Raw genomic sequence first — 13,227 nt, 5'->3', positions numbered from 1 at the left:
GCGAGTTCCATCATCAAAGGTAGCCGTCCAAATATCTGTATCGCTTTGCACCCAAACTACCTTTGGTCGAGCTGTAGCATCACCACTTACCTCTACTCTAACAGTTTGCATTTGTGCTGGCCCAACAGGTGAAACCTCAATACCTAAAGCAGGATAACCATTTTCAAATGCAGCGTTTGCGAAATTCCAGGGCAAGACCAATAGAGTGAGTAATAAAAACCAGACACTCCATTTTTTCATTCATTTTCGCCCCTTATTTAAGTCTTAATGAGGAAAAAGAACCGTCGTCTGTAGTAAGTTGATCACCCGGAGATGTTTTAATATTGAGAATAGTCTCTACCCATAATGTTATCCCGTCACTGGAATTATGCTCTTTAAAAAATTCCTTTGTGTACATATTAGGCAATGTAAGATACCCGTATTTTTCCGTTAGTTTCGTATTTGCAATTCTACTCCCATTGACCAGCCCATAAATTGAACCGTTCATATAATGGCCCAAATCAAAATCCTTTGTTTTTGGATAGATAGTAATTTGAATGTAGGCTCTGTACCTTCCCGGTCGATCCAAACGGGCGTCATAATCGGTTTGATCAATAAATAATGGTGCGTAAATACTTTTAATATCCTTAAAGTCCTCACTATCCGTAATGATATAGTTGCGAAGTTTAACACTGCCAGCATGGTTACGGAACGTCAGCGTTTTATCTACTACATTGGTCAAGGGATTATTCCCTGTCGTAAATGGACTGATCGTTTCCATATTTGTGCGTTGAGTTCCGACTTCTCGTAATTCATTTAATCCCAAAAAACTCCCCGCTTCTCTACTACTCACCTGCTCATAATTCTGCAGAATGATGGCGGTCTCCGCGCGGGTTGCTTTCTTATCCAATCCAAAGGTACCGTCCGGATACCCGCTCATCAACTTAGTCCCTAAGGCAACGGCAACATAGGAAGACTTCGACTCAGGGATCCCCGGTTTAAAATATTCTCTTACCGGGATTACCGTTGTTTTAGTGTCCTCCAACGCCTGTTTAAAGTCATCGCTGTTGGCTGCCAGGCCTGATGTCATCCACTTGGCCATTTCAAAGCGGGTGATCGGCGTATTCGGCTGAAACCCATTTGGATAGTCGCTAGGCTGAATAAAACCAAGGGCTACTGCACGTTCGACCTCAGGTTCGCTCCAATGCCCCGCTAAATCTGAAAACGAGTGCCCTGACGCCTCTGATTCCTCCGATTCCTTTGCTTTAGCTACCCGTGCTAATAAGGCAGCAAACTCAGCTCGAGTTACGGTTCCATTTGGTTTAAAGGTTCCATCTGCATAGCCTTTAAAATAACCTTTAGCTACAGCCGACTCAATCGCCGCTTTAGCCCAGTGCCCTTCCTTAACATCTGGGAACCCTCCGGAAGCGGCATGAAGATGAGGCTTACCCGGAATCAAGCTGACCAACATCAATCCAACCAGCCCTATCACCAGCATCTTTTTCACATTCATCACTCCCACACCTAGTCTTCAACTTTCCCTCAAAGGAAAAATATGTATCTTCACATATTCGCTTCCACTCCCCAAAAACCTCCTTTCTTCTTGCTTTTCTGATAAATTCATCCATTTGTTGCAAATAAAAAACACACCTCGCCATCCAAAAGATGTCAAGGTGTGCTTCACCTGGCTCTTATTATAATCCAGATCCTGTAAATTGAAAAGACACCTTATTCCTTTATCAAGAATAAAGTGCCTTGGCTTATTTCACATAAGGAAATATGTATCGCTTGCTTTGCTTAACTAAACCAGGTCTTAATCATAATTGCATCCGATGCCAAAAAGACCAGCAAGCTAATGATCCCGAAAGCGATCGCGAACAGGTTCTTCTTCGGACGCTCTCTCAACAGACGGATCACGCCAATAAAAATCACGATCGTAAACAAAATCATAAAAATATCGAACCCGTTAAAATTCGTTGTTTTTGCTGTTTCTTCCGCTGCTTGGAGCAACATCGCGAAACCTCCTCTTGAAATCCACGAAATCACAACTCTTCTTCTATGTTATCTTCCCTCCGGTTCGGATGCAAGAGGAAAGACAAGATTTTGTCAAAGTTTTCGCTGAATTTACGTGTTTGCTGCCAGATTTAAGCCTTATTTTATGCAGGATATCATTGACAAATACATTATCACCAGATCTTTAGTTGCTCATAAGGAAGTCTTATGCCAGAAAATTCTTTTCTTTGTTTACGCTCTTAGGCTTCTATGGTACCATGAAAAATAACCTTATTCAGAGTTTTATTGTCGGAATTAATAAACGGAATCCATTGAGGATTCTTTACCCAAACGTAACATAGGGAGGTTATCGCATGGCTTATGAACCGATATGGACCAAAGAGCCGGAGAAATTAAACAAATTCGAGTTCGTTAAACTGGAAAAAGACGGGCTGGACGTCATCCGCACCATCATTGAGGAATACGCAGTGAAAGGTTACGACTCGATTCCTGCTGACGATATGGATCGCTTCAAATGGGCCGGCGTATATCAACAAAAGCCAAAAGACGGTCACTTCATGATGCGCGTGCGCATCAACACCGGGATCATGACCACGAAGCAAGCACGTGCGCTGGCGGAAATTTCTCGCTTGTATGGCCGTGACCTGGTGGACGTAACTACACGGCAAGCCATCCAGTTCCACTGGCTGCGGGTGGAGAACTTGCCGGATATTTTCGAGCGTCTAGATCAGGTGGGGCTGTATTCGTTCGAAGCCTGCGGTGACTGCCCGCGTACCATTGTAGGGAATCCGCTGGCCGGGATCGACAAGGACGAATTAATCGATACGACGGAGATCGTGGAGGAAGTGAACCGATTCTTCCTGCTGAACCGTGACTTCTCCAACCTGCCGCGAAAATATAAAATGTCGATCTCCGCAAACATTTACAATAATGCGCAAGCGGAAATCAATGACTTGGCCTTTACCCCCGCGGTTAAGGTGATTGACGGAAAAGAGACGATCGGGTTTCATGTCATGGTCGGCGGTGGTTTATCCGCAAAGCCACATTTGGCGAAGCCGCTCGACATTTTCGTTAGACCTGAGGAAGTGCTGAAAGTGGCCATTGGGGTCACCACGATATTCCGTGATTATGGCTATCGGGAGAAACGCCACCACGCTCGCTTGAAATTTCTTGTCGCAGACTGGGGGCCGGAGAAATTTAAAGAGAAATTAATCGAGCTGGTAGGTGAGCTGGAGTCGCGCGGGGAAGACAAGACCGTCGGCTGGCAAGCCGCCTATTTCGACGGAGTGCATCCGCAAAAGCAAGAAGGGCTGAACTATATTGGCCTTAACGTACCCGTGGGTCGTTTGAACGCCGATGAGCTGGAGCAGCTGGCCGATGTGGCTGACCAATACGGCGAGGGCAAAATCCGTACTACGATGTCGCAAAATATTTTGATCAGCGGTATTCCGGACGACAAAGTGGAAGAAGCGCTCCAAGCGCCGGTTCTTCAGCGGTTAACGCCGTTTCCGAAGCATTTTATGAGCCGGACCGTTTCCTGCACAGGCAATGAATTTTGCAACTTGGCCATCGTCGAAACCAAACGGCGCGCAGCTGAAGTTGCAGAATATCTGGATGAACATGTTGAACTGGACGAAAAGGTTCGCATCCACTTTATCGGCTGCCCGAATGCTTGCGGCCAAAAACATATCGCCGATATCGGCTTGCAGGGTTCGCTGATCAAGACGCCGGAAGGTATGGTTGACGCATTTGATATTGCTGTAGGCGGGACATTAGGCGGTGGAGCTAACGGGCCGCAAGCCCAGTTTAACCAAGCGCTTAAAGGTCGCGTCAAAGGCGACCAGGTCGCCTATGTCCTCGAGCAGTTGCTATTATTCTACAAAACGAATCGCAATGCTTCCGAATCGTTCCATGATTTCGTTCGACGCGTCGGAGTTCCGGCGTTCCAAGAACAGCTGAACCAAATTCTAGCTGCGGGAATCGCCTCGTAAGCGGAGGGACATTAACAGCTTCATTCGATATCATTGAAAAAAAATGCCGGTCCCCTATGGGGCCGGCCTTCTTTTTATCTTTGTGGCCTCTTTTCCACAATTATCCCTTTCGTTCAGAGATCGTTCCCATCTGATGCAACGGGATAATCCTCAAAAAGAGGGGCAAAAAGAGGCTCCGGCCGCACCAAAAAAAAAGAGCAACCTCTCAATAGAGGCTGCTCTTTTCTCTACTATACGACTTCCCGATCTTTCTCTTCGACTTGATTAAGTTCGGCGGTGCGTTTCGTATCCCGCTTGAGGATCGGCGCCAGGTATCGGCCGGTATAGGATTTATCCACCTTCACGATGTCCTCCGGCGTGCCGGTAGCGATCACCGTTCCTCCTCCGCTGCCGCCTTCCGGCCCCAGGTCGATCAAATAGTCGGCCGTCTTGATTACGTCCAGGTTATGCTCAATTACAAGCACTGTTTCACCGGAGTCAACCAGGCGATGAAGCACCTTAAGCAACCGGTCGATATCGTCGACGTGTAAGCCCGTGGTAGGTTCGTCGAGAATGTAAATCGTTTTGCCGGTGCTGCGGCGATACAATTCCGATGCCAACTTCACGCGTTGGGCTTCCCCGCCGGACAACGTCGTTGCCGGTTGCCCCAGGGTCACATACCCCAAACCAACATCCATCAGCGTTTGCAGCTTGCGATGAATTTTCGGAATGTTTTGGAAGAACTCCGTAGCATTCTCGATCGTCATCTCCAGCACATCGGCAATGCTCTTGTTTTTATATTTGACTTCCAGCGTCTCGCGATTGTATCGCTTGCCTTTGCAAACTTCGCAAGGAACGTAAACGTCCGGCAGGAAGTGCATTTCAATTTTGATGATCCCGTCACCTTTGCAGGCTTCGCAGCGACCACCTTTAATGTTGAAGCTGAATCGGCCTTTCTTGTAGCCGCGTACCTTCGCTTCGTTCGTCTGCGAGAACAGATCGCGAATATCGTCAAACACTCCGGTGTACGTTGCCGGATTGGATCGCGGCGTGCGCCCAATTGGAGACTGGTCGATGTCGACGACCTTCTCCACATGCTCAAGGCCTTTGATCTCCTTGTATTGGCCTGGACGCACTCTCGCCCGGTTCAAGTCGCGAGCCAACGTTTTATACAAAATCTCGTTGACCAGGGTCGACTTACCGGAGCCGGATACCCCGGTCACCGCCGTAAACACACCGATTGGGAATTTCACGTTGATGTTCTTCAGGTTGTTTTCCTTCGCCCCTTTGATCTCCAACCAACGGCCATCCGGCTTCCGCCGAGACAAAGGTACCGGGATAAACTTCTTGCCGCTCAAATATTGACCCGTTAAGGAACGCGGATCGTTCATGATTTCCTGAGGTGTCCCTTGCGAGATCACTTGCCCCCCGTGAATCCCTGCCCCCGGCCCGATATCGATGATATGGTCCGCGGCTAGCATCGTATCCTCGTCATGCTCAACGACGATCAATGTATTGCCGAGATCGCGCATGTGGGTTAACGCCGAGATCAGCTTATCGTTATCCCGTTGATGCAGCCCGATACTAGGCTCGTCCAGGATGTACAGGACGCCCATCAGGCTAGAGCCGATTTGCGTCGCCAGCCGGATGCGTTGCGCTTCGCCGCCGGACAAGGTTCCAGCTGCACGACTAAGCGTCAAATAGTCCAAGCCGACGTTCACCAGGAACCCAAGTCGGTTATTGATTTCCTTCAGGATCAGGTTGGCAATGGATTTTTCCTTATCCGTCAGCTCCAAGTTCCCAAAGAACTCTTGGGCTTCGCCGATCGACAATGACGTCACGTGGGCGATGTTCTGATCATTTACCGTTACGGCCAGAACCTCTTTCTTCAGACGGTGACCATGACAGGTACCACAAGGCTTGGATCCCATAAACTGCTCGATGAACTCGCGGATCCCCTCTGAAGCCGTTTCCCGGTAACGCCGTTCCAAGTTAGGGATAATCCCTTCAAACGTGACATAGGCATCCCGGGTCATGCCAAAATCGTTCTCATAGCGGAACCTTACCTTCACATCACCTGTGCCATAGAGCAACTTGTCCATCTGATCTTCCGTTAATTCGGAAACCGGTACATTTTGCGGGATATTAAAATGCTCACATACCGATCTCAAAAACTGTGGATAGTAGTTGGAGGTGCCGCCCGCCCAAGCCTCAAATGCGCCTTCCTCAATCGATTTGGAAGGATCCGTGATGAGCAAGTCCTTGTCGATGATCATTTTCACGCCAAGTCCGTCGCACTCTGGGCAAGCCCCGTACGGACTGTTAAACGAGAACATCCGCGGCGACAGCTCTTCGATGCTGAATCCGCAAATCGGGCAAGCATAGTTCGAGCTAAAACGAAGCTCCTCTTGGCCAATAATGTCCACGAGGATTTGTCCGCCGGACATTTTCAGCGCCGTTTCGATGGAATCGGCCAGCCGGCTGCGTGCATCTTCCTTCACTACGATCCGGTCGACAATGACCTCGATGGTATGCTTCTTGTTCTTTTCCAGTTCAATATTTTCCGACAAATCGCGCTGCTCACCATCCACACGAACCCGAACGAAGCCTTGCTTGGCGATTTCGCTGAACAAGCTTTTGTGCTCGCCCTTTTTGCCGGAAATGACAGGAGCTAAGATCTGCAATCTCGTTCGCTCCGGATATTGCATAATACGGTCCACCATCTGCTCAACGGTCTGCGACGTAATCTCAATACCGTGCTCCGGGCAATGCGGATGCCCGATCCGGGCGTACAACAGACGCAGATAGTCATAGATTTCCGTAACGGTCCCTACCGTCGAACGCGGGTTGCGGCTCGTCGTCTTCTGGTCGATGGAGATGGCTGGGGACAATCCTTCGATCGAATCCACATCCGGCTTATCCATTTGCCCCAAAAACTGTCGGGCGTACGCAGACAACGACTCCACGTAACGGCGTTGCCCTTCGGCATAAATCGTATCGAAGGCAAGCGATGACTTGCCGGAGCCGCTCAACCCCGTAAGCACGACAAACTTGTCGCGCGGTATTGTGACATCTATGTTTTTCAGATTGTGCGCTCTGGCGCCTTTGATGACTATGTTCTCGCGACCCAACAACTTCATCTCCCTTATTAATAGGTTGTTTAAAAATCGGCTTCCCATCACGAGGCTATTTCATAGGAGTATTTCGACGTCGAATCTTGAATTCAGTCGGTCGCTCCGTTGCTCACGTAGTCCCGCCTACGCTCCGCTACTCACTCCCTCCTTCATCCAACCTTCTCGGTGCTGAAAACCCGATTTTTAAACTTGATTTAACTTTTCTTCTCCAAAAATCGGCTTCCCATCACGATGCTATTCACATAGGGTTGGTTTGCCGACGCCCCACTCCCAGGGCGCCCGGATTCTAACGGAACGTAGCGACGTTATTCGTTGATTTCCTGGATATTTCCCGTCCTAACGGAACCCAGAGACCTTATTCACCAGCTATAACGACGTTTAGTGCATTATCAAGCAAAATAGCGTCTCCTCGTTCCGTTAGAACGAGAAACCTTGCTCTCTAGAGCAAATAAGGTCTCTCCGTTCCGTTACAGCAACTTACAACCTAAGAGTCCCATATGAGCCGCCCCAAACCAGGGCCATAGGTCAGCAATCTTGTTTGACTAACCTATGGCTGGCTCATATTGCTAAACGGCGCCAGCTCGCCTACGCTTATGCCTCCGCCCGCAGTTCGAGGATCGCATCACGCAGCTCGGCCGCGCGCTCGAATTGCAGGTTCTTGGCCGCTTCTTTCATCTCGGCTTCGAGACGAGCGATCATCGCTTCGCGGTCGCGCTTGGACATCTTGCCTTTGGCATCGGCCAGATAATCCGCTTTGCTCTCTGCGACCTTGGTTGCCTCGATCACATCGCGGACTTTCTTGCGAATCGTCTGCGGCGTGATGCCGTGCTTCTCGTTGTACGCGATCTGGATGCTGCGCCGCCGCTCGGTTTCCTTGATCGCCTTATCCATCGACTCCGTGATCGTGTCAGCGTACATCAGCACGCGGCCATCCGCGTTCCGCGCAGCCCGGCCAATCGTCTGAATCAGCGAGCGCTCTGAACGGAGGAAGCCTTCCTTGTCGGCATCCAAAATCGCCACCAGCGAAACCTCTGGCAAATCCAGACCTTCCCGCAGCAGGTTGATCCCGATCAGAACATGGAACGTTCCCAACCGCAGGTCGCGCAAAATACTCATCCGCTCCAGCGTTTTAATATCAGAGTGAAGATACCTTACCTTGATACCAACTTCCTTGAGGTAATCGGTCAAGTCCTCAGCCATCTTCTTCGTTAACGTCGTTACCAGCACGCGTTCGTCTTTAGCGATGCGGTCACGGATTTCTCCGATCAGATCATCGATTTGCCCCTTCGTTGGCCGCACCTCAATGACCGGATCCAGCAGGCCAGTCGGACGAATAATCTGCTCGACCATCGTATCGCAATGCTCCAATTCGTAAGGGCCTGGCGTCGCCGAGACATAAATCAGCTGCGTCGCCTTCTCCTCGAACTCCTCGAATCTTAGGGGCCGGTTATCCAGCGCCGACGGCAAGCGGAATCCGTGTTCAACCAGCACATTTTTACGCGCCTGGTCACCATTGTACATTGCCCGGATCTGCGGCAGTGTGACGTGAGACTCATCGATGACAATCAACATATCGTCCGGAAAATAATCCAGCAACGTATACGGCGTCGCCCCCCGCTCACGGAATGTTAACGGACCGGAGTAGTTCTCGATCCCGGAGCAGAAGCCGACCTCTCTCATCATCTCGATGTCGTACCGCGTCCGCTGCTCCAGCCGCTGCGCCTCCAGCAACTTGCCTTGCGCGCGGAGTTCCGCCAACCGCTCTTCCAGCTCACGTTCGATGTTCTGGAGGGCAATCTTCATCGTTTCTTCCTGGGTCACGAAGTGAGACGCCGGGAAAATCGCCACATGCTCCCGCTCCCCAACCAATTCGCCGGTCAGCACGTCGATCTCCGTAATCCGCTCAATCTCATCGCCAAAAAACTCCACGCGGATCGCCTTCTCCCCATGGGAAGCCGGGAAGATCTCGAGCACATCGCCGCGCACCCGAAACGTACCGCGTACGAAATTGATATCGTTCCGTTGATATTGGATATCCACCAGCCGGCTTAAAATTTGATTACGCGGCTTCTCCATCCCTACCCGCAGAGACAGCACCAAATTACGGTACTCCATCGGCGAACCGAGACCGTAAATACACGACACACTCGCCACAATGATGACATCCCGCCGCTCGAACAGCGCGCTGGTCGCCGAGTGCCGCAGTTTATCGATTTCTTCATTAATGCTGGAATCTTTCTCAATGTAGGTGTCGGAGGAAGGGATGTAGGCTTCCGGTTGGTAGTAGTCGTAGTAACTGACGAAGTAATCAACAGAGTTTTTGGGGAAAAATTCACGAAATTCGCTGGCCAGCTGCGCTGCCAACGTCTTGTTGTGCGCAATGACGAGGGTGGGTCGTCCGAGCTTCGCTATCGTATTCGCGATCGTAAACGTTTTACCCGTCCCCGTGGCCCCGAGCAGTGTTTGGTGCTTTTTCCCAGCCAGCACGCCTTCCACCAATTGACGCACCGCCTCCGGCTGGTCGCCTTGCAGCGTATATTCGGAGATCAGCTCGAATTTATTGTCGCTAACCACGATTTCACTCATTGTCCAACATCACCCTATCGTCTAAAATGGAATACTAGAGGCGTCATTTGACATTATTTTTATTTATGACATGAGTTTGGTTACTCAAGAAGTTTGTTTCTACATATAAACTAGGATCGTCATCCTTCCGATGAATAAACCAAGCTTAACGCCTGCGCCCTTCCTAAATTTATCAAAATAGGAATAGGTGTTCCCATGTATTATACCTTTTTCATCCTATAGATGCAAACGGTAAGTCGAAGATAGGAGTTGTTCATATTTCATGGATATTGCAACGTTGGTAGGCATCATTGTTGGTCTCGCCGCCCTTGTTGGCGGATTTACGCTCGAAGGCGGTCAGCTAGGCGGTCTGTTGCAGGTTACAGCCGCTTTAATTGTGTTTGGCGGCACCTTTGCTGCCGTGTTGATCAGCTTCCCGGTTGCCAAGCTGCGAACGGTGCCGAAGGCACTGGCACTGGCGTTCATGAGCAAATCCCCGGCACAGGACGACGTGATCGAGGATATCGTGGACATGTCCTCCACTTCCCGCCGCGAAGGCGTATTGGCTTTGGAGAAGAAGGCGGCGGAGCATCAGGATCCTTTTTTGCGCGAGGGGATTCAACTGGTGGTGGATGGAACAGATCGGTCAATGGTACGGCAAATCATGGAGCTGGAAATCGATGCGGTATCAAAAAAATATGACGGCTACGCCAAAATCTTCGAATCGGCCGGCGGATACGCCCCAACAATGGGGATCATCGGTACGGTGATGGGGCTTATCCACGTCCTTGGCAGCTTATCCGAACCAACCGCATTGGGGCCTTCGATTGCGCTTGCTTTTACGGCAACGTTGTATGGGGTAGCTAGTGCCAACCTGATCTTTCTACCGATCGCCTCCAAAATTAAAGCGCGCGGCGATGACGAAATCGACCGGATGGAAATGATGCTGGAAGGAATCTTGTCGATCCAAAACGGCGACCATCCACTGCTTGTCCGGCGAAAGCTGGAATCCTATACTGCGGAAACCGCGCGTCTTCTGTCGGATAACGGTCCGGCAGAGAAACCGGTCAGCTTCGGAAGCAGCTCTCGCATTCAAGCCTCCGAGGAGAATGAATTATGAGATTTTCCAGTAAATCGGAAAAAATGAACGAGCCGGACGTTTCGACGCGTGAATCTCGCCGACGTGCACGCCGCTCAGTGCGGAGCGATGCGAAGGACCGCTGGATGATCACCTATGCGGATTTGATTACGCTGTTGTTGATTTTTTTCGTGATGATGTACGCCATGAGCCGGTTAGACGTGGAAAAATATGAGGTCGTGACCTCCTCCCTCCAGCACACGTTCAAAGGCGGCGATTCCATCCTGGAGTTAGGCAGTGGAATTACAGGGACGGCCGACCGGTACACTCACAAAAATCCGCCGGCTTCAGCCGAAAATGGCAGTAAGCAAGGCGAAGGACAAGGCACGACAGGTCAAGCGGACAGCAGCGGGCAGGCTCCGTTGACAGAACGGGAGCTTGCTTTTCGCAAGCAGGAGGAAGATCTCGCCAATTTGATGATGCTCATTGAGAGTTACATCAAAGACAATTCGCTGGAGGATCAAATCCATGTGGCTGACCTGCCCCAAGGCATCTCGATCACATTAGACGACCGGTTTCTGTTCGACACCGGTAAGGCTGATCTCAAAAGCGGCTCCACCAAAACACTCGCCAAGCTCGCCAGCTTGTTCCGACAGCTTGACACGGTCATCAGCATTGAAGGCCATACGGACAATCTCCCGATTGTGTACGCCTCGAAGTACAAGGACAACTGGGAGCTGTCAGGAGCCAGAGCGCTGTCGGTGCTGAGGTTTTTCGTGGACAAGGAGAAGTTAGATCCGCAGCATTTCCAATACGCCGGTTACGCCGACACCCGCCCCGCCGCCGACAACGACACACCCGAAGGCCGCTCAAAAAATCGCCGGGTGGAAATCACAGTATTGCGGCAGTTGCAGGAGTAGAGTGTCTCTTGTTGTACGCTGGCTCTAACGGACCACAAAGACGCTATTTGCTATTTCCCGGACGATTTCCCGGGCTAACGGACCAGAGAGCCCTTATTGACTGGTTTCTCGTCGGCTATGCCCGATTTTGCACCAAATAACGTCACTGGTGTCCGTTAACAATTATCGCGTAAGACTATGGATGAAATAAGGTCCTCTCGGTCCGTTAGAAGGATCATGCTGCAGGGACCTCATAGAGAAACCATTGCTTGAATGTGATTAACACGATAAACTATTTCTTAAATCGGACGTGAAGCACACGCCGTCTTGATACCTCGACCCTGATTGGGCAGGGAGGTATCGGGACGGCGTTTTTATTTTTAAATGGAGGAAGGGGTAATTGGGATGAAATTTGACCAAGCGTTTGATGCGTGGATGACACAACAAATGGAGGAAGAGAAGAATCCTAGACGATTGGAGCTCCTCAAAAAGGGGTTAGGGCACGGCACTATGGAGTTTTTGAGGTTCGTTTGGTTCCCGGCCATTGGGCAATTTGATCATTTGTATCCGGAATGGGAGGTGCGTGACTTTAACAACGGTTATCGATACTTGGACCTCGCTTATCTTCCAGGGGCAGGCATAGCTAAGGGGGCGATTGAGATTCAAGGATACGGCCCCCATGCAAGAGATTTAGACGTCCGGCGTTTTAAGGATTTGTGTTGGCGTCACAGTTTATTGGCCTTGGATGGCTGGACGTTACTCCCTGTCGCTTACTTGTCAATCGTAGAGGAACCCAAGCAATGCCAACAGCTGGTCCTGTCTTTGGTCGGCAAATTCATAACCCTAGCGGTACAACCAAATTTAGATTGGCTGGAGGCAGAAACAGTACGTTTTGCGAGACGACTGTTGCGACCCTTTAGTCCAATGGAACTGTCAGAGCATTTGCGGATCTCAGATCGACACGCTAGACGTGTTTTGCACAAATTAGTTCAAAAACAGCATCTATTGGTTGCCAGTGGAAGGGAACGTTATCGGACCTACTGTCTAGTACGTTGAAAAAAGCGGGGTTGGGACAACTACCAGCAGCTGGTTTGCCCTGCGATGGCTCGAACCATGCGTATAAAAGGCGTGCCCTGTGCCCCGCTCCCTACTCCGTACACTGTGCACCGTGCTCCCTGCTCTGCTCCTTTCCGCAGAGTTCTAACGGACCCAAAAGACCTTATTTTCGATTTCCCGCGTCATTTCCCGTTCTAGCTAAGATGAACGTAAAACAAAGACAGCCCTCCAAATTGCTACATCTCGTAGGTTAAAATGGATAGTGTAGTATAAACCAAACCATTTCAGAGCTACATAGCAAAGGAGAGCTGATACTATGCAGTCTACCACAAAATTCGTCGGTTTAGATGTATCCAAAGAAAAAATTTCGGTTGCNATTGCAGATGTGAGCGGGGAAGCTCCACGCTATTACGGGAGCATTCCCCACACACCGGCAGCGTTACGCAAGCTTATCAAAGAGCTGGGACCGGCCGAAACGCTATCGTTTTGCTACGAGGCAGGACCCACGGGTTACGAAACCTATCGCTGGATCA

General features: G+C 50.2%; 8 protein-coding genes. 4 read left to right on the top strand and 4 right to left on the bottom strand.

Translation table 11 applies throughout. The features are described from left to right. Positions 1–253: 253 nt before the first annotated feature. Both M891_RS23835 and M891_RS0112250 read right to left on the bottom strand, forming a co-directional pair. Complete coding sequence (locus tag M891_RS23835) at positions 254–1,477, bottom strand: S-layer homology domain-containing protein (RefSeq protein WP_232228336.1); 1,224 nt, start codon at positions 1,475–1,477, stop codon at positions 254–256. A 299-nt stretch (positions 1,478–1,776) separates the two neighbouring features. Next, positions 1,777–1,992 carry a DUF2759 family protein gene (locus tag M891_RS0112250; RefSeq protein WP_016314089.1) on the bottom strand — a complete coding sequence of 72 codons (216 nt, stop codon included), beginning with the start codon at positions 1,990–1,992 and terminating at the stop codon, positions 1,777–1,779. A gap of 353 nt (positions 1,993–2,345) precedes the next feature. Between M891_RS0112250 and M891_RS0112245 the strand changes: the two genes are divergently transcribed. After that, on the top strand, positions 2,346–3,983 hold the full coding sequence (locus tag M891_RS0112245; RefSeq protein WP_016314090.1) for a nitrite/sulfite reductase: 1,638 nt from the start codon (positions 2,346–2,348) through the stop codon (positions 3,981–3,983). Positions 3,984–4,213: 230 nt separating this feature from the next. Here the strand turns inward: M891_RS0112245 and uvrA are convergent, their stop codons facing one another. Continuing rightward, positions 4,214–7,102 (bottom strand): excinuclease ABC subunit UvrA, encoded by a 2,889-nt coding sequence (gene uvrA / locus M891_RS0112240; RefSeq protein ID WP_036700309.1) that lies wholly within the window; start codon positions 7,100–7,102, stop codon positions 4,214–4,216. Positions 7,103–7,687: 585 nt separating this feature from the next. After that, complete coding sequence (uvrB, locus tag M891_RS0112235; protein WP_028539046.1) at positions 7,688–9,682, bottom strand: excinuclease ABC subunit UvrB; 1,995 nt, start codon at positions 9,680–9,682, stop codon at positions 7,688–7,690. A 262-nt stretch (positions 9,683–9,944) separates the two neighbouring features. Here uvrB and M891_RS0112230 point away from each other — a divergent pair, with 262 nt between their 5' ends. The 3 genes from M891_RS0112230 to M891_RS0112220 all read left to right on the top strand — a co-directional run bounded on the left by M891_RS0112230 (position 9,945) and on the right by M891_RS0112220 (position 12,694). Next, positions 9,945–10,781 carry a flagellar motor protein gene (locus M891_RS0112230; protein WP_028539045.1) on the top strand — a complete coding sequence of 279 codons (837 nt, stop codon included), beginning with the start codon at positions 9,945–9,947 and terminating at the stop codon, positions 10,779–10,781. A 104-nt stretch (positions 10,782–10,885) separates the two neighbouring features. Further along, complete coding sequence (locus M891_RS0112225; RefSeq protein WP_442952248.1) at positions 10,886–11,659, top strand: OmpA family protein; 774 nt, start codon at positions 10,886–10,888, stop codon at positions 11,657–11,659. Between the two features lie 384 nt (positions 11,660–12,043). Then, a complete protein-coding gene (locus tag M891_RS0112220; protein ID WP_232228332.1) occupies positions 12,044–12,694 on the top strand; it encodes a transcriptional regulator in 651 nt (216 codons plus the stop codon). Positions 12,695–13,227: the final 533 nt, after the last annotated feature.

The sequence above is a fragment of the Paenibacillus sp. J14 genome (assembly GCF_000518465.1).
Classification (GTDB): Bacteria; Bacillota; Bacilli; order Paenibacillales; family Paenibacillaceae; genus Fontibacillus; species Fontibacillus barengoltzii.
This window is presented reverse-complemented; position numbering and strand designations above follow the sequence as displayed.